The following is a 21,815-nucleotide window of genomic DNA, read 5'->3' on the forward strand; positions in this document are numbered from 1 at the left end:
GTTGCCTATTGTCTGATTATATGGTTTGGTTGCCGCTCGCTGGCAAGCCTGCCGGCGCAGTTCCAGTCGGGAGGGGAACGCAATGAACGGCACGCTTTCCATGGCGCTTGCAGCGCTGCTTCAGGTATCGACGAACGCGTCCGCCGCAACGCCGGCGGTGGACAATCCGCTGCTGGACTCCGGGCCGGACCCGTGGATCACCCGCGATGGGGACGTGTTCTATTACATGGGCACGCACGGTGATCGCCTCGCCATCCGCGCCACCCGCGACCTTGCGCACCTGGCTGACGCACGCGAAGTCACGGTGTGGCGTCCGCCGGCAACGGGGGCGAATGCCAAGTCGATCTGGGCGCCGGAACTGCATCGCATTGATGGGCGCTGGTACATCTACTACACGGCGGCAGCGGGCGATGCACCCGAAGGCCAGGAAGACGCCCATCGGGGGGTGTTCGTGCTGGAGAACAGCAATGCCGATCCGACCCGGGGTACATGGACCGATCGCGGACGGCTGGCCACGGCACACCCCGGCATCGACGGCACCACTTTCGTAACCGGCGGCAAGCGCTACTTCGTGTATTCACCCTACGTGGGACCGGACAGCGTGCTGGCCATCGTGGCCATGGCCAACCCCTGGACCCTGCGGGGCAGCGAAACCATCATTGCGCGGCCCGACCAGGCGTGGGAGCGACAGGGCGGGCGGCAGATCCTGGAGGGGCCGGAGTTCCTGCAGGGCCCACGCGGCGATCTGTTCCTGACCTATTCGGGCAGTGCGTGCTGGTCGGATGACTACGCGATTGGACTGCTGCACGCCAAGGCGGGCGCCGATCCGCTGGATGCAAGCGCGTGGCACAAGGTAAAGCAGCCGATCCTTGCCAAGCATCCTGCTGGCAACGTGTACGCGCCGGGGCACAACGGTTTCTTCCAGATGGCCGACGGCGCGCCGTGGATCATCTACCACGCCAACCCGGGGCCGGACATGGGCTGCACCGCCAGGCGCTCGCCGCGCATCCAGCCGGTGCATTGGAGCCAGGACGGCATGCCGCTGTTGGATGCGCCGTCCGGGCGCGGAGTCGGGGTGAAGTGATTGCGTCGGCGGTCGAATGCTCTCACGCTTCTCCAGCAGCCTTGTCTGGCGCCAGGGCGGCCGCGCGGCTGTGATGAAACGCCGCCGCAGGGCTGGAGGTGGGAGGTGCCGGATTGTTCCGATGCTTTGCGCTACACCGCCGGCACCGTGATCCTCTGCAGGTCCAGCGTGGCCCGCAGCGCATAGTTCTTGCGGATCACCGGCACGATGCGGGTCAGGCGTGGATCGAAGTAGTCCCTGAACGACGGCGGCCGTGCCGAGCCCAGATAGAACGCACGGTCCTGCTTGACTGCTGCCGGCAACAGCACGTCACTGAAGTCGCTGTCGGAGGCGTCAGTCACCAGGCACGGTACATGGCGGAGCCCAAGCTGGCGCAGCAGGTACAGGCGATGGGAGCCATTGGTCAGGATGAGGCGGTTGCCGATCCGGGTGGCACTGACGAGGTTGTCGCTGAAGCCCAGATAGATGACCAGCGCGTGGCTGGCTGCACCGAAGGGTTCGTAGCCGGCGATGGCGGACGGGTCGATCGTCGCCACGTCCAGAAAGCGCAGGTCGTTGGAGCTGGACGCAAAGGTGTAGCTGCCTTCGGACCGGGACGCGCGGACCGGCGGGTGAGCGTGCCGCCCGTTGCGTGCAACCAGCTCCATGATGTCCTGTGCCGTGGGGGAGGCGGGGAAGGCCGCGGCAAGCTCGCCGACATGGCGCAGATTGATGCACTCCTGGAAGACCACCAGCCGGTCGATCTCGACCATCTGCCATGCGCGCGGCACGTTGTTCGTCATGCGGTGCATCGACGGTTGGCGTGGCGCGTGGTCGGCCAGCGCCGCCATCTCCGCAAGAAGTGCATGCACCTCGACCGCGTCGGCGTCGTTGGCCTCTTCCTTCAGCTGGCGCAGCGCGTCGGCGCGGGCGTTCTTCCATTCCTCCACCAGCATCGCCTCATCGAAGCATCCGGGCGGGCATCGCTCCCTGATGAAGCGGATGAACCTCGGCAGCGGGAACGGTCCTTTGAGCAGAAGGGTGGGCTCAAGGCCATCGTCACTGATCGGGTCGCTCATCCATTTCCCCTTCGAGAACGCGTGTCGACGTTGCCGGACAGCGACAGTCGTCACACTGAAATAATATGTTATATCGTAACATTTGCATGCCTTGACGGCAATCGCTCTGCAACACGCGCAGCGATGGTGGCTTGGCTGCTCCGTATCCGTGGCACGACGCCCGGATACATCCACTGACAAGAGGAGATGTTCATGAACGAGCTGATTGAGCTGGGTGTAGTGGCAGGACAGCAGAACCCTGAAGACCAGGGTGTGGGCGGTGATCTGATCGAGCTGGGCTCGGTGGTTTCGGAAACCAAGGCACACAACCACGGCACCTTGTGGGATGGCGTGTTCCCGACCACCTCGCCCTGATCCACTGCGGCATGCATGACCTGCGGTGCATGCCCTGCGCATGCACCGCTTCTCCGCCTGGACTGAAGAGATCACGTAATGGAACAGCCTGCGGCGCGCTATTTCCTGTCGAAGCAGGCCCATGTCTGTGTCACCGGCGATGCAATGGTGATCCTGGACCAGGCGACGGGAAAATACCTGTCGCTCGACCGCCATCGTGCCGCCAGCCTGGGCGGGCTGGTGCTGGATTGGCCGTTGCCGGCAGACGGCCGGCGGATGCCGGGTCTGTTGCAGTCGCTGCTGCAACGCGGGCTGATCACCGACGATCCGCAGCGAGGCAAAGCCGCGACCAGTGCTTCGATCGCGCTGCCACGCCACTGGATACGCGACGGTGAACCTCGCGGTTGTCCCCGCATCACCGCACGTGACGTCCGCAGATTCATGGCTGCGTGCATGCGTGCCGGATGCAGCAGGACGTTCCTTCCTTTCAGCCACACAGTGTCCTCGGCGCGCAGGCGTGCGCAGGGATCACAGCGCACGGACGTAGGCGTGCAGGAGCTGGCCCTGCGCGTCCGGGTGTTCGACTGGCTGCGGCCGTTGGCCTTCAGGAAGACGGACGAGTGCTTTCTCTACTGCCTGGCGATGCGCGAATTCCTGTCCAGGCATGGAATCGTCGCGGACTGGGTGTTCGCGGTCAGGACCCAGCCCTTCGCGGCGCACTGCTGGCTGCAGCACGGCGATCAGGTCCTGACCGATATCCCCTTCAACCTGCGCCGGATGGTTCCCATCCTGGTGCTGTAGAGGCGCCTCACGCATGTATCGATACATCGCCGTGCTCTGGAACACCTCCTGCGACTCCGCAACCGCCCGGGCGCAGCAGGCGATGCAGCGCATCGAGGCCATGCACGCCGGCGTCACCTGCGTGATGAACGACCACGGCGCCGCGATCTATGTCCAGAGTGACAACCCGGGCTACCTGGACTGCAGCCGCTGCGGCTCGCTGGTCGTGCTCGGCGCGCTGTTCGACAGGAATTTCGGCCGGGATACCGTGCCCGCGCGCGTGCCACTGGATGCGGCCGCCGCCGATGCGGCCTGCGGCACGCAGGGAAAAACCCTCGTGCAGCACTACTGGGGCCGCTATGTAGCGTTCGGCTACCAGCCGCAGTCATCGAGCTGGTTCGTCCTGCGTGATCCCACCGCTGAAATTCCCTGTTACATGACGACGGCGGATCAGCTGACGGTGGTCTTCTCCAGCATGGAAGACTGCCTTGCACTGGGCCTGCGCGATTTCAGCATCGACTGGCCCTTCCTGTCCTACTCGCTGCTGTTTCCGTTCCGTGACGGGTTGCAGACCGGCTTCAGGGAGGTCACCGCCATCGAGGCCGGGGAGGCCGTTTCGATCCGCGATGGCGAGCCGGTCAGCCGGCAGTGCCAGTGGGACATCGTGCGCCTGGCCCGCGACGAACCGATCGAAGACCTGCAGGAGGCGGTGCAGCTCGCGCGCTCCACGCTGCTGGGCTGCATCGGTGCCCTGGCCAGCCGGCACCGGCGTATCCAGCTGCAGCTGTCGGGTGGGCTGGATTCCTCCATCATCCTCGCCGGCCTGCTGCACGCACCTTCCATGCCGGAAGTGGACTGTGTCCACCACTATGACGACGGCATCGGTGCCGATGAGCGGATGTTCGCCCGCATGGCGGTGGCCGGTGCCAGTGAGTCGTCGGGCCGGCGCTGCGGGTTCGTCGAGTACCGGCGGCAACCCCACTGCGCGCTGGAAGAGATCATGACCTTCCCGCGGACGGCGCGGCCGGCACATTGCTCGGGCTACCTTCTGCATCGCCGTGATGTCACCTTTGACGCAGATACCGTGCAGTTCACCGGCGTCGGCGGCGACGCGGTCTTCCTGCGCTTCAAGGGCAACGCTGCGGCGATCGACCATGCCTGGCGGCGCGGCATCGACCGCCACTTCTTCCGGGTCGCCTTTGAAACCGCACAGTCGGGCGATTCGCTTTATGGCGTCCTCAAGGATGCGGTGATCCATGGGCTGCTCAGGCGGCCGGCCAGCATCAACGGTCGCTGGGGCAACCCCTGCGAATGGGTGAAGGTCGACGCGACCGAGCAGGACGTCACGCCACCGGCCTGGCTGCGCCATGCGCGCAACGAAGGCCATGAGGTGTCACCGTACAAGCTTGCGCACATCAGCCGGATGGTGTTTCCGACCAGCGTCCTTGATCCGTTCGAGGGCGCGGGTCGCTGGCACGGTGTCTCTCCGATCAGCGCACAACCGCTGGTCGAACTGTTCGCGCGCATGCCGCTGCGTCTGCTCATGGCGGACGCGGAGGACCGGACGATCGCACGGCGTGCCTTGCAGGGGCTGCTGCCGGACGCTCTACTGTCGCGGAAGGTGAAGTCCTACCTCGACGATCATTCGGTCGCGGTCACCCAGGGCCATCAGGCGTTCATCCGCAGCCTGCTTGTCGATGGGCTACTGGCCCGGCGTGGGTACATCGACAGCGCCTCGGCCGACGCTGGCATCCGCCGGGTCGGCCTGGATCATTCGTCGCAGGTGCTCGGCATCTTCGGCCCGCAGGTCAACATCGAAGCCTGGCTCAGGCGCTGGGCAGAGCGGCCCGCAGGGCAGGGAGCCGGAGTCGCCTAGGCGCTCCGGCTCATCTCCTCAAGGTACAGGCTCTCAAGATCGTTGGCGGTGATGGTGGTGGCATCCAATGTCCTGCGCAGCCGCCCGGCCTGCATGAGGCCGATCGTGGTGGCGACCTCGCGGGCGCGGAACAGATCGTGCGTGGCCATCAGGATGGCGGTGCCACGATCACGCTGTCGCACGATCAGGTCATGGAACTCGGCCGACGCAGTGGGGTCGAGGCCGGACGTCGGCTCGTCAAGCAGCAGCACCTTGGCGTCCTTGACGATGGCCAGGGCAATGCCGACCTTCTGCCGCATGCCCTTGGAGTAGAGGCCCACGCGTCGTCCGAAGACATCCGGCGCCAGGCCCGCTGTACTCAGTGCATCCCGCAGCCGGGCGGGTGAGCGGTCGTCCACGCCGGCCAGACGCGCGAAGTAGTCCAGGTTCTCAAGACCGGACAGCTCGTCGTACAGCGCCACGGTCTCGGGGATGTACAGCAGCCTGCGTCGCACCTCCTGCGGGTGCCGGTGCGCGCTGAGTCCATCGACTTCCGCGGATCCGGAGGTAGGGGTGAGGAAGCCCAGAAAGAGCTTGATCGTGGTCGATTTTCCCGCACCGTTGGCTCCGAGCAGGCAGAAGATCTCGCCGGGTCCCACCTCGAAGCTGACATCGTCGAGTGCCCGGTGGGTGCCGTGTTCCTTGACCAGGTTCTTTGCAGAAAGCATGTGGGCTCCTCAAGGGGTCGCCAACCGGCGACGCATCGATCCGGCGGCGATCAGCAGAATCAGGGTGGCGGCGAGCAACGCCGCGAGATCGGCACGCACTCCACGCCGGCCCACGCCGGCCGGCTCCACGAACCGGAAGCGGGGCAGGGCTTCATATTCGGCAAGTGTCTGCGGCGCGTCGCGATCCAGGTACGCCTTGTGCAGCAACCGACGGGCCTGCCAGAACGCATGGACCTGGTCCTGGAAGGCGAGCGCGCGATCCGCGTCCGAGCCGGCGATGCGGTCCAGCGCGTCCTGTACTGCGACCGCGGGCATCAGCAACCGCACGTTGTCCAGCACCCGGCGGCGTGCATCCTGCGCCCGCTCATGCGATTCGATCAGCGGCGCAAGGTCGAGATCGGTCGCCAGCAGGTCGGCATAGGCCTCGCGCACGTCGTCCGGAATCACCGGTGTCGAAGAACGTACAGCCGTTGAAGCACTGCGGCGATGGAGTGTTTGTTGCCTGGCCGTTGCGGCCAGCCGCGCCTTCACGTCGGTCGCGAGCTGCATCTGTGATGGCGGCGGAACGGCCAGATTCACTGCGGCGAGGGTCAACGACGGGGCCATCACCACGATCAGCAACCACACTCCGCCGGCCGCAATGGCCGCCTCCGTGGTGCGCCGGGCGAAACAGCCGATCAGTACCGCTACCGCCAGCCAGAAGCCGCCATAGGCGAGGATGACCAGCGAGAGCAGGCCGAGGCCGGCAAGGCTCTCCGCACCGGACCACGCCGCCGCGCCGACCAGGATCACTCCCGCAGGCAGCAGCACCACTGCGCCCCGGGCCAGCGCCTTTACCGCAATCAGCCGTCCCGCCGCGACCGGCTGCGACAGTACCAGCGCAGCGATGCCACGCTCGCGCTCGCGGGCCCAGAGGTCATAACTGGCTGCCAGGATGACCAAGGGCAGCAGAAAGACGATGACGAACGCCAGATCGAACCGGCCTGCGGCCCGCGCTGCCGGATTGCCGATGTCGGCCCACACGTTCCTGAAAAGCTGGGTGCGATCGCCCAGCGCCACCACATCGGCCGTATAGGGATAGGCCTCCGCCTGCCCGATCGATACTGACGCCATCGCAGCCGGCGGCAGCACGGGTTGGACGCGCGGCAACACCGAGGGCGCCTTGCCGACGAACACCCGGCTGCGGTCATGGGTGTGCTGCTCTTCGAGCTGGATCACGCCGATGGCGGCGTTACGCTGTTCGACCCACGCCCTGCCATTCCACGCGGCGTAGGCGGCCAGCGCCAGCAGCAGCGTCAGCAGGGTGGGCAGCGCCCGATCGCGCAGCAGCCTGCGCACCTCATGGCCGGCAACTGAAAGACTGCTCATGGGGTCGTCCCCAGGCGCCGGGCCGAGAAGAACACCAGTCCAAGCGCCAGCAGCACCCAGCCCAGCAGAATGGCCAGGTTCGCCGCCTGTGCCGCGGCAGTGCCGGCCAGGCACTGTAGCCCCGGCGTGTAGGCTACGGACCGGGTGAGGGTCGCGATGTCGGCGCGGTGCTTCTCCCCCTGCGGCGCCTTGTGCTGCTTCACTTCCGCATTGAGTGCCTGGATCAGGCGGTAGCGGTAGTCTTCCACGCTCTGCAGGAAGGCCAGGTGCGCCGCGAAATCGGTGCGGGCGAATGCGCGTGACCATGACTGCAGCGCGATGGCCGGAGAAACGAAGGCGAATGCGCGCTGTGTTGCTTGCTGCTGCCGATAGGTCGCATGGATCCGCTCGAAATGGCGGTTGTAGGTGTCCGTCGAGTTCCTCTCTGCGAACTCCAGGGCCACGCCCCGGAAGTTGACGGGAAGCTCTTCCACCGTGTCGACCTGGTAGCGCGCCATCAGCGCGTGTCGCAGGGCGTCCAGCCGCTTGTCCGCAGGGTCATGGCCATCCACACCGTTCTCCGCCTCTTCCGTCACGGCGGCCCTGAACGCCGGCGCGGTGGGCGTGGGATCCAGCGATTCGGCCACCGCTGGCGCCATTCGTGGCACAAGCACGGTGGCCACCACCCAGAACCCCAGCAGCACCACCAGCGAGGTCCGCGCCGAGCTGGACAACGCCGAGACACCGACCGTGAGGGCACAGAACACCAGCAGATAGAGTCCGTAGGCCGCGCACATGGCCAGCAGCGCGGCGATGTCCATCCAGCCGGCGTTCTGTCCCGCCACAGCGGGAACCGTCGCCGCCAGCATGGCAAGCACCAGCAGCAGGGAAGCACTTGCCAGAGCAATCAATCGGCCGATGATCAGCACCGCAGGCGACGCCCCGGTGCCGAGTTCCTGGCGAAGGGTTTCGCGGGCGACGTCACCGGACAGCGTGGCGAAGCCGGCAAGGATGATGAGCAGCGGCGCTACTACCTGCAGCGCCCAGGCGGCAGAGAAACCGTCGAACCGGCTGAGGGCGGTGCCCGCGGCCATCGCGCGATGCCTGGCCGGGTTCTGTGCGTGACCTTCGATGAACACCGAGGTGCCCAGTACATCGGTCAGTCCCGGATCGAGCGCGGCCAGGGGTCGCACCGGTGCGGGAATGGCGCGTCCCACATGCGCCGCGGCATGGGGATCGATCACGCCCTGGCCGTCCCACAGCCGCGCTTCCTCCGCTGCTATGGCCTGGCGCTCCTGCGCCTGCAGGGACAGGCGCGCGGCACCCGTGGCAACGGATGCGCCCGCAAGCAGCAGCAGGACCAGGGCGAGCCACGGCAGGCGCCGCTCACGCCACATCAAGGTCAGCTGGGTTGCCGCGACACCGGCAGCTTGCCGAAGCGTCGACGCAGGCCGGAAGCGGGCGGGGGAGGGCGGGCTCATCCGGCTTACCAGCGATGCGTGAGGGTCACCGACAGGAAGCGCCCCAGCGCGGTCGCATTGGTGGGGTCGTAGCCGGTGTTGATGCTGTTGATGATGAAGGGCGGATCCCGGTCGAGCAGATTCTGCACGTTGAGGGCGAGCGACGTGCCTTCGTGGTCGCCGGCCGGGGCGCCGAAGTGGTACTTGAGGTTCAGGTCGACGGTCGTCCAGGAGCTGACGTGTGGGTGGGCGATGTTGGCCGGATCGCGGTAGCTGTCCACGTAGTTCACGAAGACGCCGCCTGCGGCCTGGCCCCGGTCCAGGGTCAGGCCGCCGCGCAGCTTGAGGTCGACCGGGTAGTACACCGCGTTGACCGCGTCCAGCTCGGGCGATGTGCTGGTCACGCGCCGCGTCGATTCGAGGATGTACTGCCCGGCCAGGTTCATCGCGATCCGCGTCTGGCCCACATCGACGCGATAGGACGCGTTGAGATCGACGCCGCGCTGCGAGGTGTATGTGTTGTTGCGGAAGCGGTTGTCCAGGATCACCTGGCTGCTGGTCTCATCCAGACCGGCAGGGAGTGCATACGGCCCCACACGTGAGACGAACAGCCCCAGGCCCGACACGCCCAGTTGGCGCGCCTGCTGGATCTGCTGCTGCGATGGATCGACGGTCAGGATGTCCGCGTAGGGGGCCGTGGACTGCAGGAACAGGGACGGGAAGCTGCCGCCGAAGCCGCTGCCGATCCGGTCCGCATAGTCGATGTGATAGTAGTTGGCATCAACCGTGAGGCCGGGAACGGAGGGCGGCGCGAACGAGAACCCGCCGGTCCAGGTTTTCGCACGCTCGGGGCCGAGATCGGGATTGCCGTTGGAGAGCATCATCAGGACGGTGCTGCCGTTGGCCGCGTTCGGGTTCGGCACGTTCGCCACGACCACGGTGTTGTTCAGCTGCATGTCCTGGTAGACCGGCGCGCGGTAGGAGCGGCCGTAGCTGGTACGGAAGGAGAGTCCCTCGGTGGCTTCCCACAGCAGCCCCAGCTTGGGATTCAAGGTGGAGCCGAAGTCGCTGTAGTCGTCGTAGCGCGCCGCCGCGGTCAGCGACAGGCTGCGAACGCCGGGCATCTCCTTGAGCAGTGGGATGTTGAGTTCGGCAAAGGCGGACCTGATCGTGCGCTGCAGATCGAGCGGCTTTTCCAGCCCACGGTGATCGAGCAGCTCATAGCCATCGCGGCGGTAACCGACGCCGACCGCTGCGCGTACCGGGCCGGCGGGCAGGCTGAACACCTCGCCGTCGGCCACCACGTCCAGGTAGCGCGATTCAGAGTTCGTATCCGTCGGTGGCGCCGTGCTGACGGTGCTGCCGGTAATGGTCGTGCGCTCGTAGGACACCTCGTTCCTGCCGAATCCAGCGTCCAGGCGCGCCTGCCACTGGCGCGGGAGCTCCAGGGTCAGGCCTGCGAACACATCGAACTGCTGCGTGTGCGGGAACAACCGGGTTTCGTCGGCCGTGCCGGAGATGGTGGTGTCCATCTCGCGCTTGCCGAACGAGCCGGTGAGATTCAGCGTCAGCACATCGCTGAGCTCCTGCACGCCATCGACATACAGGCTGTGCCGCTTCGATCCGGGATAGAGATCGTAGGGCCTGACCGTGACGTTTCGGGAGAAATCCTTGTCGGTGGCGGGCAGGTTGCCCTGCTTCAGGAACTCGTAACTTGCCAGCACACGGCCGCGGTCCCACGCCCACCCCGCGGACTGCGACACCTGGTACTCGTCCATGTTGCCGGTGGTGACCGTGCCGTACCGCAGCGACGACTCATAGCCGGTGAAGTCCTGGCGCAGGATGATGTTGACGACGCCACCGACGGCATCGGTGCCGTAGATGGCAGAGGCACCATCGGTGAGGATCTCCACGCGTTCGACCGCACTGAGTGGAATCAGCGATACATCGACATACTGGTAGCGGTTCGATGAGGTCACGCGATGGCCGTTGACCAGGGTCAGCGTAGTCCCCGTACCCAGGCCACGCAGGTTGATCGCGGTGCCCTGGCCGAAGTTGTTGCCGGTATCACGGTCAACACCGAGATTGGCCACATTGGCACCATTGGCGCCGCCACCGAAGTTCTGCGGCAGCTTCTCGAACAGCTGCTGCAGGGAGGCCACGCCAGTGCGGTCGATGGCCTCCCGGTCGATCACGATGACCGGCGACGCACCACCGCCGACGGCATCGCGGATGTTGCTGCCAATGACCAGCACCTTGTCCAGGGTGGCCGTGGGTGCATCGTCGTCGGTGCCCGCGTTCTGTGCTTGGGCCGGCGCTCCGATCTGCAGCGCGGCAGCGATGCTCGCGGCCAGCAACGCGCGCCTACCGCCCATGAATACCTGTTCCATTCCCCGGTCCATCACTCTCATCCGATATCGGCCTGCAACACGGTCACGTGCATTTGAGAGCGATGTTATATCATATCATTCAACTGTACAGGGACTGCGTTGCCCTGTGGACCGCCGAGACGCCGGGGACCGAGAGTGATGAAGCCGTTCGCTGTGCCCGCGCCTGTCAGCGAAGTACTGACGGCCTACTGGAAAGCCGATCGCACGCTGCTGGTGCTCATCGCCGGCACCGTGCTGCTCTCAAGCCTGGCCACCGTTGCCGCGCCCTATCTGTTCTCGCGATTGATCGACCGCCTCCCCGAGCAGGGCGCAGCGGTCCTGGCCGGGTGGTTCGTTCTCTACGCGGTGCTGCTCGGGGTGGGCAGCGTGCTGCAGAACACGGTGCAGTACCTGTCATTCCTCAGCGGCGAGAATCTGGGCTTCATCACCAGTACCCGCTACTTCGCGCGCCTGCTGAAGAAGACCAACAGTTTCTTCGTGGAGTACAACGCAGCGGAACTGCAGGTGGCCGGCGAAAAGGGGCGGGGGGCGCTCAAGATCGTCGTGCAGCTGGGCCTGGTGGCCTTCATTCCCAGTGCCCTGCAGATCGTGTTGACCCTGGTCACCCTGGGAGCGCTGATCAACATGCAGATCGTCGCCATCGTGCTGGGCTACGGCACGGTGGCCGTAGCGCTATCTGCCCTCGCTACCCGACGTGCACGCATCCACCGCGAAGCGGCCGTCGACGCCGGCCAGCAGAACGCCCGCTTCGTCGGCAATGCCATGAATGCCATGGAAACGCTCAGGCAGTTCGGCGGCAGCGGCTGGATGGTGCAGCGCTTCGAGCAGAAGGCGCAGAGTGTGCGCGACAGCTGGCGTGCCTACGTGCTGCAGCGCGTAGGCTTCATCGCCCTGCTGGGCATCGGCCTGGCCATCGAGTTCATCGTCACCTTCAGCCTGCTGCTGCCGGGCTACCAGAACGGGCAGCTGAGCGTGGGCGACATCGTCCTGTTCAATCTGCTGCTGCTCCAGCTCAACCTGCCGCTGGAGATGATCGCGCGCTCCATCGACGACGTCGCGCGCTCGTGGAGCATGCTGGCGCCGCTCTCTACCCTGTGGGCCGCGCCCGAGGAACCGCAGGTGGCCCATGCCGAACGGTTCTCCGCCCGCAGCGGCCTGCTCCAGTTCGACGCAGTGAGCCATCGCTATGACAATGGTCGCGGCGTCACCGATGCGACCTTCCACGCCGGACGCGGCGGCATCACCTTCCTGATGGGAGAGACCGGTACCGGCAAGTCGACACTGTTCAAGCTGGCGCTGAAATCCATCGAGCCCCAGCACGGCCGGATACGGGTGGACGGTACCGACCTGGCCCGGATTGATCGCGCGACGTGGCACGCGGCCGTCGCGGTCGTTCCGCAGGACGTGATGCTGCTCAACGAGAGCGTGGCCGATAACATCCTGCTGGGGCGCCCGCGCGATGACGAGCGGCTGCGGCACGCCGCACGCAAGGCTGCCATCCTCGCCTTGATCGAGGCACTGCCCGAGCGCTTCGAGACCACCGTCGGCGAGCGTGGCCTGAAGCTCTCCGGCGGTGAGCGGCAGCGGATCGCCATCGCACGCGCACTGTATGGCGAGCCGGCGATCCTGTTGCTGGACGAAGCGAGCTCGGCCCTGGATGAGGCCACCGAACGCGAAGTCATGGGTCATATCCGGGCGCTGGCAAGCGAGGTGACCGTGCTGGCCATCACCCATCGGCGCAGTGTCGTCACCGACGCCGATCGGGTGGTGGAGCTGGGCGGGGCGCAGATCGAATCCCTTGGCAGGCCAGCGCAGCCCTGATTCCGCGCCCGCTTTGCCGGCCTTCGTCGGCCGGCGCGGGCTCTGGTCGCATGCCGCTCACCAGGCAGGTGCATTTGGGCTAGCGTGGGCACTTGAACACGGGGATGCAGAAATACATGAAACGTTGGCTCTTCCTGATGCTTGTAACGGTCCCGTTTGCTGCCGGGGCCATCGTCATCCGTGACGACGTGGACGATGCCCGTTACCGCGTCGATGGATCTGCCTTCCCGGCCCTGGCCGACCTGCCGGGAGAGGGGCACGGCGTACTGATCGCTCCGCGCTGGGTGGTCACCGCCGCGCACGCGGCACCGATGGACGGCATGGGTGCCGAAGTCACCGTCGGTGGGCGCAACTACGCCGTCGAGCGTGTGTATCTGCACCCCGGCTTCAGGCCGATGCCGGCCGCGCTGGGCGAAGAGGCCCTGGCAACAGGCAGTGCAGGGAAGATCCACGCGTTCCTGGCGGCATCGGATGACATCGCGCTGATCCGGCTGGCCACGCCCGTCGCCGCTGTCGAGCCCGTCGCGCTTTATCGGGGCGCGGGCGAGGTTGCGCAGGTGGCCACCTTGATAGGGAAGGGCGCCACCGGGAATGGCGCCGAGGGGTTGATCCCCGGAGGGTCGCATCGCACCACCCTGCGGCGTGCGTTCAACGCCATCACCGGCGGCAACGACCGCTATCTCTGGTACCGCTTCGATCCGCCGCCGCGCGCCCTGCCGCTTGAAGGCGTGCTCGGCAACGGCGACAGCGGCGGCCCGCTGGTCATCAATGTGCAGGGCCACTGGCAGCTGGTCGGCCTCGGCTCCTGGATCACCGCCGTTCCTGAGCACGCCCTTGAGGCCGGCTTCTATGGCCAGGTGGTGTTCAACGTGCGCATCTCACGCTACGCCGGCTGGATCGACCGCGTCATGTCCGGGGACGACGCCGGTCGATAGCGGTCGCCGGGTTCAACCCGGCAGCTCGCACTTCATCTTTCCGTCCACGTAGTACGGCTTGGGCACGTTGGGGTTGTCGCTGGTCTTCTCGAAGACCACCTCGAACGAGTCGGTATCCGGCGAGCCCTTGCGATCGGTGCAGGCGTCCTGCAGCTTCTTCTTGACCGCAGCAATGCCGGCATCGCGGTTGGCGCCTTCGGCGCTGTTGGTCAGGTTCACGGTTTCGGCCGAGGCCAGCGGACTCAGGGCCAGCAGGCAGCCGGTAATCAGCACGGTGTGGAGCTTGGTCATGGACTCGCCTCGTGAAGGTTCAGGGGCTTCGAGGATAGTGCGCGGCTGTTAACGGTGCGTGGTTGGGTGTGACGCGTCACGTTAGTAAGTGCCGCCCGCCGGTCAGGGCGGGCCCACATCTACGGACGCTGCGGTCAACGGGAGTGGCTGTGTGTCCCGCGAGCGCCAGCGCCCGCGGGACGAGGCATCAGCCTTCCGGCAACAGGCGTTCACTGGCGTGTGTGGTCAGCCCGAGGCCGGCCATGACCAGCCCTTCCAGCACACGGTCGCCGACGTACTGGTCAGGCTCTCCATTCTTGCGGGCGCGCTCTGCGGCAAGCAGAATTTCCATCACCACGCGCAGGCCATTGAGAGAACAGTCGGCGTCGGACAGTGCCATGCGTCGCCCTGGCGGAAGATGGCCTTCCGGCCAGGGCCGGCCGTTGGACGCGGCACCTGCGCCGATGCTGTGCAGCAGTGAAGCAAAGGCGTTGGGATCCGGTGTGGGCTCGTTGGCGGGATGCAGGCGGATCGGGTGCGGAGAAGGGGGGTAGGCGTTGGTCATGGCAGGGCTCCGAACAGATAAACGGAAGCCGCCACCGATGAAGGTGGCGGACGGTGCGAGGTTCGAAACCCGGTCTACGCTAAACCGGCAGGCACAAGGCCTCCGCGCACCGCCCGCCATAGCCGGCCGACGGATTGCCAGCCGGCACCACCTGATGGGTGATGCCGGCTGGCAAGCGTGTACTTCAGCGTAGAACCGGGGTTTCGAAGCCCGGCCACCCGTTTTCGGTGGCGGGCCAAGAATTACTCCCGGTCATGCGGGAAGCCAAGGGCTTGGGGCTGATGCCGACAACGCCCTCGACGCTTTCGGCATTGTTGCATAGCTGGCCGGGGCAGGGAGGCGTCCATCGTGCAAGGGTTTGGCCTGATTTCAGGCGTGGGCTGTCGTGGTGGTGATGGCTCGAGTCCCGGAGCCTGGAATTCAGGGCAATCACGACACGCGGCAGAAGGGATCTGAAGGTGCTGGGCACTCAGATCACCGTATCGCTAAACGCCGCCTGTTCTTTCAGCCATGCGATCACCGTCGATGCGCCGCTGCGCACATCGCGGTGCAGTGGAAGCGCAATCCAGTAGGCCGGGCCGAGCGCTACAGCGGCATCTTTGAATGGCCTTACCAGCGCGCCCGAGGCGATGTCATCGAATGCAAAGCGATGGCGCGCCAGCGCGACGCCCTGGCCCTGCACAGCAGCCCGAAGCACGAGGTCTGACGATGAGAAGCGCGGGCCGGCAGTCACATCCATCGAGGCCGGACCGTACAGCTGCCGCCATGCCTCCCACGATGCATGTGGATCACGATCATGCACCAGCCGCGTCCCGAGCAGGTCGGCCGGCTGCGCCGGTTGGCCGGAAGCTTCGAACAGCGCCGGGCTCATGACCGGATACAGGACTTCGTCCATCAGCGGCTCGCACCTGGCATCGGGCCAGGGCCCACGGCCCATGCGTATGGCCAGGTCGATGTCGCCGGTCTGCAGGTTGTCGATCTTCTGGTCTACAACCACCGACACCTCAAGATGAGGATGCGCCTGCTCGAGTCGCGGAAGGCGCGGAAGCAGCCAGCGTGCCGCAAATGAAGGTGTGGTCGATACGGTCACCGATCGCCCGGAGCGTGCTTCCTGCACTGCGGTGATTGCGCGCTCGATATCGCGGAAGCTCGACAGCGTGGCTCGGCCCAATGCCTCGCCTTGCGGTGTAAATGTGATTCCTCGCCGGCCTGCAGCGTCGCCGACCAGCCGTACACCCAGCCAGAGCTCCAGCTCCGCGAGATGGCGGCTCACCGACGAGTGGACGATGCCGAGCTCGCGCGCGGCCGAGCGAATCCCTCCGTGGGCATACACGGTGGCGAACGCCCGAAGTCCGTTGAGGGGCATCTTCATGGTGGACTCAATAATAGACCAGAAGCGGCGTTCCTTGGACCAGCTTGCCATCACACGATGTTGCATCGAGTCCAGATCGGAGAGGATGAACATGGGAATGCTGGTCGATGGCCGCTGGGTCGATGCCGATTCGACAATGATCGATGGTCGCTTTGTGAGACCGGAAAGCATGTTCCGGCAGGGTCTGGATGGCATTGCGGGCCGACTGCGTGCACAACCGGGTCGCTACTGGCTCATTGCGTCGTCCAGTTGTCCGTGGTCGCATCGCACCCTGCTGCTGCGTGCCCTCAAGCGCCTGGAGCATGCAGTGCCGGTGCAGATCGCGGGTGGTGAGCGAAGGCAGGGCTACGCGGTGGCCGGCGGTGCCTCCTGGGTCGTCCCGGGATGCGGCTCGCGGGTCCGGCACCTGCACGAGATTTACCGTCTGTCGGCACCCCGTTACACCGGCCGGGCAACAGTGCCGGTGCTGTGGGACAGTCAGGCCTGCAGGATCGTCAGCAATGAGTCGTCGCACATCATGCGCGCGTTCGATGCGGCCGATGCGAACGTCGCGGGGGCGTTCACGCTCGTCCCGCCCGCCTTCCGCGGCCGGATCGATGCCCTCAACGCCGCGCTCCAGGCCGGGCTGTTCAATGGCGTCTATCGCGCCGGTTTCGCGCAACGGCAGGACGCCTACGAAGAAGCTGTCGATAGTGTGTTCGCCATGCTGGATCAGTTGGAGCGGCGTCTTGCGAATGCACGCTATCTGTTTGGCCTGATCATCACCGAGACGGACTGGCGCCTGTTCCCGACATTGGTCCGGTTCGACGCCGTCTATCACGGCCACTTCAAATGTGCACGTCGGAGACTGATCGACTACCCGCACTTGTGGGCCTACGCGCGAGACCTGTACTCCTGGCGCGGTGTCGCGGCTACGGTCGATCTCGACGTGATCCGCAACGGGTATTACTGGCACGATCGAAGCGTCAACCCGTTCGGCATCATTGCCGCCGCACCCGATGCGGACTGGTCGGCTGCGCACGGTCGCGAGCGCTTCGGACCGGCGCGGGTGACGCTTGCCTCCGGGCAAGCGATTGAGGTCGATCCCATGACGCTTCAGTGCGGAGAGGCGGTGCGATGAGCGCTCTCCTGATCGGCGCAGGTGTCATCGCCGTTGCCACCATCACGCCAGGTCCCAACAACCTGCTGGTCATGCGCATCGCCGCGCGAACCGGATTCGTGAGCGCGCTGCCAGCGATCGCCGCCATCGTTGCCGGAGGATTGGGCATGTGGGCGCTGGTGGCGGCCGGAGCAAGCACCGCATTCCAAACCGTGCCGCACCTGTACGCCCTGATGACCCTTGCTGGCGGGGCGTACCTGTGCTGGATGGGCGCCCGCCTGGTCCTGGAAACACTCCGGCCACCTGAGAAGCACGTGCCCACGCCGACCAGTGTCCGGCACGGCAGCGTGGTGGCGCTGTTCTGCTTTCAGTTCGTCAATCCCAAAAGCTGGGTGCTGGTGCTGACGGTGACTGCCGTCGTCGGCAATGGCGCCGAGCCCCTGCGGACCTCCCTTGTGCTGGCGGCAGCGTTTACGGTGATCTCCGCACTTTGTCTCGCACTCTGGTGCGCGATTGGCGTTTCAATGATGCGCCATCTGGACACAACCGCGGCACGCAACTGGATTGACAGGGTGATGGGCGCGCTTCTGTTCGCATCAGCGCTGTTGCTCGTGCTCGCTCCGGCCGACATGCCGAACGCATGATCCCAATCATGATCGGCAGGGTGCTGGTTCCAGCTCTGAGAATGGCGAAGCCTGGCAACTCTGGAGGGTTCAGACCTGCCCGTTTGAATTTAGAAGACGGTCGGTCTAAAGTGTGTGGCATGACTCCTGCTGTCACTACGACTACACGCCGCCGGGGGCGCCCGCCGAGGGCGGATCGCGGCTTTGATGACACCCGGCGCGAGCTGGTGCGCACTGGGATCGCGTTGTTGACGGAGCGAAGCTTCTCTGCAACGGGCATCGACGCAATCGTCAGGCAGCTGGGCGTCCCCAAGGGCTCGTTCTACCACTACTTCGACAGCAAAGAGGCCTACGGCTTGGCTGTGCTCGAGGCCTACGACGAGTATTTCTGCCGCAAGCTCGACCGGCATCTGCTGGACGAAGAACGCGATCCGCTTGAGCGGATCCTGGGATTTGTCGCCGACGCCTGCAGTGGCCTGGAACGATTCGACTTCCGGCGAGGTTGCCTGGTCGGCAACCTTGGCCAGGAGATCTCGACACTGCCGCAGGCCTACCGTGCCCGATTGATCGAGGTATTCAACGGATGGGAATCCCGGCTGGCCGCGTGCCTTGAACTGGCCCGGGCGCGCGCTGACCTCTCGTCCGACGCGCGCTGCTCCGAGATCGCCACCGCCTTCTGGATCGGATGGGAGGGAGCTGTCCAACGTGCACGGCTTGAGCGCAGCGTTGGGCCGCTCACGATCTTCGCCAATGCGTTCCTGGCGGGCTTGCCCCGCTGAGGCCATGTTCCTTTGCCGGCTTGTAGCCGATCAGTCCAAATCATGCGGCAACCTTGCCGCTGCCCCAGGAGGAAGGCCATGTTCAACGCCGTATACATAGACAAGACGGGAAACGAATTGCAGGTCGACGTCAGGCAGGTGCCTGAATCGGCCCTGCCGGAGGGCGACGTCACCGTCCAGGTTTCGCACAGCACACTGAACTACAAGGACGCGATGGCAATCACCGGCCAGGGCGGTGCGGTGGTGCGGTCCTTTCCGATGGTGCCCGGCATCGACCTGGCCGGCACTGTGCTCGAGTCGGCGGACCGGCGCTATCAACCGGGCGACCAGGTGCTTCTCAATGGCTGGGGCGTGGGTGAGCGGCACTGGGGAGGGCTTTCGCAGCTGGCACGCGTCAACGCCGACTGGCTGATCCCGCTTCCAAAGGGCATGCAACCCGAGCAAGCCATGGCTATCGGAACGGCCGGCTATACCGCCATGCTGAGTCTGATCGCGCTGGAGCGCCATGGCCTTTCTCCGGATGCCGGTGAAGTGCTGGTTACCGGAGCGAGCGGAGGCGTAGGCAGCTTCGCTGTGACATTGCTGGCCGATCGTGGCTACAACGTCGTGGCGTCCACCGGACGGCTGGACGAGACCGACTACCTGAAGTCCCTGGGTGCCAGCGAGGTTATTGATCGCAATGTGCTGTCCCAGCCAGGCAAGCCACTTCAGCGGGAGCGGTGGAGTGCCGCCATTGACTCGGTGGGCAGCCACACACTTGCAAATGTGTGTGCCGCCATCAAGGAAGATGGCGCCGTGGCCGCGTGCGGGCTGGCTCAGGGCATGGACTTTCCTGCCACGGTGGCGCCCTTCATCCTGCGCGGCGTGAGCCTGCTGGGAATCAACAGCGTCACGCGGCCCACCGCAGAGCGGCTCGTGGCGTGGGAACGGCTTGCCAAGGACCTGGATATGGCCAAGCTCGACGCCATCTCCCAGCACATCGGCCTGGGAGAGGTTGTAGCCACTGCCGAAGCCCTGATGGCAGGACGCATCCGCGGACGCGTCGTGGTCAACGTCAATCGTTGACGTGAGGATCGTTGCCGCTGCCTGATGATGGCGTGCCGCCGCTGGCCGGGGGCTCTGCCGTTTCCTGAAGGCGCGGGCCTGCACCGCGCCGACCATCGACCAACGCCTTCTTCACTGCCCGCGACATTACACTTGCGCGCTTTCACATGCGGAACAGGGAGGCAAGTAACCCCATCGTGAAAGCCATTTCCTCTATTGCCGCTGCCGTGCTCGTCAGCGCTTCGCTGACAGCGGAGGCATCGGAACGCGATCGAAACGGCGGCGCTTACTTCGAGCCGGGCGGCGCGGTAAGGTTCAACTACGGCTGGCTCGACTACGGCGCGACCAGCCGCCTCCAGCTTGAACTGCTGCGTGCAGACCTCGACGCTGGGACCGGGCCGTTTTCCTTCTCTGCCCAATACCGCTGGTACGATGGTTTCGACGCTGTGCATCACGCCTACGCGGGCTGGCAGTTCTCCGATGCTACCCAGCTGAAGGCAGGTATCCAGCAAGTCCCATTCGGGCTGCTCCCTACCGTTTCGCAGAGTTTCTGGTTCGGCTCCGGCTACTACCTGGGCATCGAGGATGATTACGATCCGGGCCTTGTAGTGATTCACCGCAGCGGCAGCACAACCTGGCATCTGGGCTGGTTCTCCGGAGACGAATACGGATCGGGTGCTCGCTACGATCGCTACTCCTTCGATGTCGCGCAGACCGAGGCGTTGCCGTATCGCGAGCGGCAACGGCTGCATGCACGCGTGGAGAATGCGCGCGACTGGGCTGGCGGGGACCTGCTGCTGGGCGCATCCGCGTTCGCCGGCAAAGTGCAGAACACACAGACACGACGCCATTACGGTCACCAGGGTGCAGCTCTGCATGCACAGTGGACGCGCGATGGCTGGACCGCGCAGTTGCAGTGGGCGCGGTACCGGTATGACGTGCCCGGAGATCGCATCGCGATGTCGGCGTTCCAATCCCCCTTCCAGGTTGCAGTGCAGGCGGATGTGCCAAGCGCCAACATCGCCTATTCGTTCGGCCAGAAGGGCTGGCTGGATGACATCACCTGCTATAACAACCTCAGCATGACCCGCCCGGTCGGGCACCGCGCGGGCCTACGCAACTCGTGGCAGAACGTGACCGGTTGCAGCCTGCAGAAGGGCGTCATGCTCACCTATGTCGATTGGATCGCCGGACGCAACATGTGGTTTGCCGGCGGCGACGGCATCGGCATCAGCGAGGGAGGCCCTTCGCGCTGGCATTCTCGGTTGAATCTGAACCTCGGTTTCTATTTCTGATCGGCCTCGCGCGCTCAGCAGGACCTTCCATTGAAGAACTCGGAGGCATGCTGTCAGGAGCGCTGAGGCGCCGCAGGTAAAGCGCCCAACGAAGGCGGCTCAGGGCGTCTCGTTTGATTGAGACAGCAGATTCCTCGCAACTTCTATTGCCTTCTCGCGTGAGGTGACAATGTGGAGAGGGTAGCCCCAGAACTTGGAAAAGGGTACCGAGAACGCCTTGTAGGCGACGCGCTTGGCCGGATTGGGCTCGACCAGGACCATCGCCAGAACCAGCCTGCGAAGCTCGGCCTTGTGCTGCTTCATCCACAGCGCCATGCGTTTCTTCTCCGCTGGCGAGTGGTCATGCTCCTCCGATGGCGCCGTATCAGTGAGAAGTACGAAGGGCTCCCCCCGGCGCAGATTTTCCTCGAACGCGTCGAAGTCATCCTGATGTTCGTGTTCGGGGCCTTGCGCGAGGTCCATCCAGACCAGGGGAAAATCACTGCTGTTCATCGACATGGGCGGCTTCCTTCAGTTTGATGTGTCGCCAGGTGGTCGCTGCAGCGAACAGGCCCGGCAGCGTGATGAAGAAGATTGCGGAAAAGGTGACGTGCCAACCGTCCCTGAAACCGTCGAAGACGCCGCCGAGCGTATTCAGCAGCACAAGTGCGCTCCCCAGTATCAGCGCAATCCACCGGGATCTTCGGGTATTTGACAGTGCGAGAAGCCCTGTCACTATCCAGCACCCGTAATAGGCGGGAAATGCCCAGAGCGCATCGTTATCAAACGTGATCGCCGGTGCCGCTCCTTTGGCCCTGGCGAAGTCGTTGACGTAGAAGAACAGCTGGAAGGTGACAAAGAGAATGGCGCCAGCGGCAGTTGTCAGCCACAGCAATGCAACTTTGTCTGGAACACTTCCGGGCCGGGGTGGGGCGGTGGGCGAGGAGGGCTGAGTGGGCATGGCGGATTGTTCTCTGATGAGCCTCTATGGATCTTGT

General features: G+C 65.3%; 21 protein-coding genes. 11 read left to right on the forward strand and 10 right to left on the reverse strand.

The annotated features are described in order from the left end of the window. Positions 1 to 82 precede the first annotated feature (82 nt). Complete coding sequence (locus ACVOJ1_RS07760) at positions 83 to 1,084, forward strand: glycoside hydrolase family 43 protein (protein WP_346480262.1); 1,002 nt, start codon at positions 83 to 85, stop codon at positions 1,082 to 1,084. Between the two features lie 131 nt (positions 1,085 to 1,215). Here the strand turns inward: ACVOJ1_RS07760 and ACVOJ1_RS07765 are convergent, their stop codons facing one another. Then, positions 1,216 to 2,142: a ParB N-terminal domain-containing protein gene (locus ACVOJ1_RS07765; RefSeq protein WP_346480263.1), complete on the reverse strand. Its 927-nt coding sequence runs from the start codon at positions 2,140 to 2,142 to the stop codon at positions 1,216 to 1,218. 192 nt (positions 2,143 to 2,334) lie between these two features. Between ACVOJ1_RS07765 and ACVOJ1_RS07770 the strand changes: the two genes are divergently transcribed. From ACVOJ1_RS07770 to ACVOJ1_RS07780, 3 genes are all read left to right on the forward strand, one after another. Continuing rightward, positions 2,335 to 2,496: a hypothetical protein gene (locus ACVOJ1_RS07770; RefSeq protein ID WP_180875215.1), complete on the forward strand. Its 162-nt coding sequence runs from the start codon at positions 2,335 to 2,337 to the stop codon at positions 2,494 to 2,496. Positions 2,497 to 2,574: 78 nt separating this feature from the next. Beyond that, complete coding sequence (locus ACVOJ1_RS07775; RefSeq protein ID WP_346480264.1) at positions 2,575 to 3,276, forward strand: lasso peptide biosynthesis B2 protein; 702 nt, start codon at positions 2,575 to 2,577, stop codon at positions 3,274 to 3,276. 13 nt (positions 3,277 to 3,289) lie between these two features. Further along, positions 3,290 to 5,131: an asparagine synthase-related protein gene (locus ACVOJ1_RS07780; protein ID WP_346480265.1), complete on the forward strand. Its 1,842-nt coding sequence runs from the start codon at positions 3,290 to 3,292 to the stop codon at positions 5,129 to 5,131. On the opposite strand, the gene ACVOJ1_RS07785 is transcribed toward ACVOJ1_RS07780, so the two are convergent. The 4 genes from ACVOJ1_RS07785 to ACVOJ1_RS07800 are packed head-to-tail and all read right to left on the reverse strand — an operon-like array spanning position 5,128 to position 11,035. Beyond that, positions 5,128 to 5,838 carry an ABC transporter ATP-binding protein gene (locus ACVOJ1_RS07785; protein ID WP_346475160.1) on the reverse strand — a complete coding sequence of 237 codons (711 nt, stop codon included), beginning with the start codon at positions 5,836 to 5,838 and terminating at the stop codon, positions 5,128 to 5,130. The two genes, ACVOJ1_RS07780 and ACVOJ1_RS07785, sit on opposite strands and share 4 nt — an antisense overlap. Positions 5,839 to 5,847: 9 nt before the next feature. After that, a complete protein-coding gene (locus ACVOJ1_RS07790) occupies positions 5,848 to 7,206 on the reverse strand; it encodes an ABC transporter permease subunit (protein ID WP_346480266.1) in 1,359 nt (452 codons plus the stop codon). Further along, complete coding sequence (locus ACVOJ1_RS07795) at positions 7,203 to 8,666, reverse strand: DUF3526 domain-containing protein (RefSeq protein WP_346480267.1); 1,464 nt, start codon at positions 8,664 to 8,666, stop codon at positions 7,203 to 7,205. Before ACVOJ1_RS07795 ends, ACVOJ1_RS07790 begins: the two co-directional genes overlap by 4 nt. Positions 8,667 to 8,671: 5 nt before the next feature. Continuing rightward, the gene (locus ACVOJ1_RS07800) at positions 8,672 to 11,035 is read right to left on the reverse strand and encodes a TonB-dependent receptor plug domain-containing protein (protein ID WP_346480268.1); all 2,364 of its coding nucleotides are present in this window, start codon (positions 11,033 to 11,035) and stop codon (positions 8,672 to 8,674) included. A 138-nt stretch (positions 11,036 to 11,173) separates the two neighbouring features. Between ACVOJ1_RS07800 and ACVOJ1_RS07805 the strand changes: the two genes are divergently transcribed. Both ACVOJ1_RS07805 and ACVOJ1_RS07810 read left to right on the forward strand, forming a co-directional pair. Next, positions 11,174 to 12,856 carry an ABC transporter ATP-binding protein gene (locus tag ACVOJ1_RS07805; protein ID WP_253118493.1) on the forward strand — a complete coding sequence of 561 codons (1,683 nt, stop codon included), beginning with the start codon at positions 11,174 to 11,176 and terminating at the stop codon, positions 12,854 to 12,856. Positions 12,857 to 12,972: 116 nt separating this feature from the next. Then, positions 12,973 to 13,791: a S1 family peptidase gene (locus tag ACVOJ1_RS07810; RefSeq protein ID WP_346480269.1), complete on the forward strand. Its 819-nt coding sequence runs from the start codon at positions 12,973 to 12,975 to the stop codon at positions 13,789 to 13,791. Between the two features lie 12 nt (positions 13,792 to 13,803). On the opposite strand, the gene ACVOJ1_RS07815 is transcribed toward ACVOJ1_RS07810, so the two are convergent. The 3 genes from ACVOJ1_RS07815 to ACVOJ1_RS07825 form a co-directional block, all read right to left on the reverse strand. Beyond that, entirely contained in the window at positions 13,804 to 14,082 is a 279-nt protein-coding gene (locus ACVOJ1_RS07815) for a hypothetical protein (protein ID WP_053515798.1), read from the reverse strand. A gap of 187 nt (positions 14,083 to 14,269) precedes the next feature. Beyond that, positions 14,270 to 14,626, reverse strand: a complete 357-nt coding sequence (locus tag ACVOJ1_RS07820; RefSeq protein ID WP_253118492.1) for a hypothetical protein — start codon at positions 14,624 to 14,626, stop codon at positions 14,270 to 14,272. Positions 14,627 to 15,095: 469 nt separating this feature from the next. Continuing rightward, complete coding sequence (locus ACVOJ1_RS07825) at positions 15,096 to 16,091, reverse strand: LysR substrate-binding domain-containing protein (protein ID WP_231107777.1); 996 nt, start codon at positions 16,089 to 16,091, stop codon at positions 15,096 to 15,098. Between ACVOJ1_RS07825 and ACVOJ1_RS07830 the strand changes: the two genes are divergently transcribed. The 5 genes from ACVOJ1_RS07830 (at position 16,090) to ACVOJ1_RS07850 (ending at position 20,838) form a co-directional block, all read left to right on the forward strand. Beyond that, entirely contained in the window at positions 16,090 to 17,118 is a 1,029-nt protein-coding gene (locus tag ACVOJ1_RS07830) for a glutathione S-transferase family protein (protein ID WP_346480270.1), read from the forward strand. The genes ACVOJ1_RS07825 and ACVOJ1_RS07830 overlap by 2 nt on opposite strands. Continuing rightward, entirely contained in the window at positions 17,115 to 17,741 is a 627-nt protein-coding gene (locus tag ACVOJ1_RS07835; protein ID WP_346480271.1) for a LysE family translocator, read from the forward strand. Before ACVOJ1_RS07830 ends, ACVOJ1_RS07835 begins: the two co-directional genes overlap by 4 nt. A 119-nt stretch (positions 17,742 to 17,860) precedes the next feature. Continuing rightward, a complete protein-coding gene (gene acuR / locus ACVOJ1_RS07840) occupies positions 17,861 to 18,499 on the forward strand; it encodes an acrylate utilization transcriptional regulator AcuR (RefSeq protein ID WP_277380682.1) in 639 nt (212 codons plus the stop codon). A 78-nt stretch (positions 18,500 to 18,577) separates the two neighbouring features. After that, positions 18,578 to 19,564, forward strand: a complete 987-nt coding sequence (acuI, locus tag ACVOJ1_RS07845) for an acrylyl-CoA reductase (NADPH) (protein WP_346480272.1) — start codon at positions 18,578 to 18,580, stop codon at positions 19,562 to 19,564. A gap of 176 nt (positions 19,565 to 19,740) precedes the next feature. Next, positions 19,741 to 20,838: a hypothetical protein gene (locus ACVOJ1_RS07850; protein WP_346480273.1), complete on the forward strand. Its 1,098-nt coding sequence runs from the start codon at positions 19,741 to 19,743 to the stop codon at positions 20,836 to 20,838. 99 nt (positions 20,839 to 20,937) lie between these two features. Here ACVOJ1_RS07850 and ACVOJ1_RS07855 read toward each other — a convergent pair whose 3' ends face one another. Together ACVOJ1_RS07855 and ACVOJ1_RS07860 are read right to left on the reverse strand one after the other, a co-directional pair. Further along, positions 20,938 to 21,336 carry a hypothetical protein gene (locus tag ACVOJ1_RS07855; protein ID WP_111186954.1) on the reverse strand — a complete coding sequence of 133 codons (399 nt, stop codon included), beginning with the start codon at positions 21,334 to 21,336 and terminating at the stop codon, positions 20,938 to 20,940. Continuing rightward, positions 21,317 to 21,712 carry a hypothetical protein gene (locus tag ACVOJ1_RS07860; RefSeq protein WP_346480274.1) on the reverse strand — a complete coding sequence of 132 codons (396 nt, stop codon included), beginning with the start codon at positions 21,710 to 21,712 and terminating at the stop codon, positions 21,317 to 21,319. Before ACVOJ1_RS07860 ends, ACVOJ1_RS07855 begins: the two co-directional genes overlap by 20 nt. Positions 21,713 to 21,815: the final 103 nt, after the last annotated feature.

The organism is Stenotrophomonas sp. STEN225, assembly GCF_056756445.1.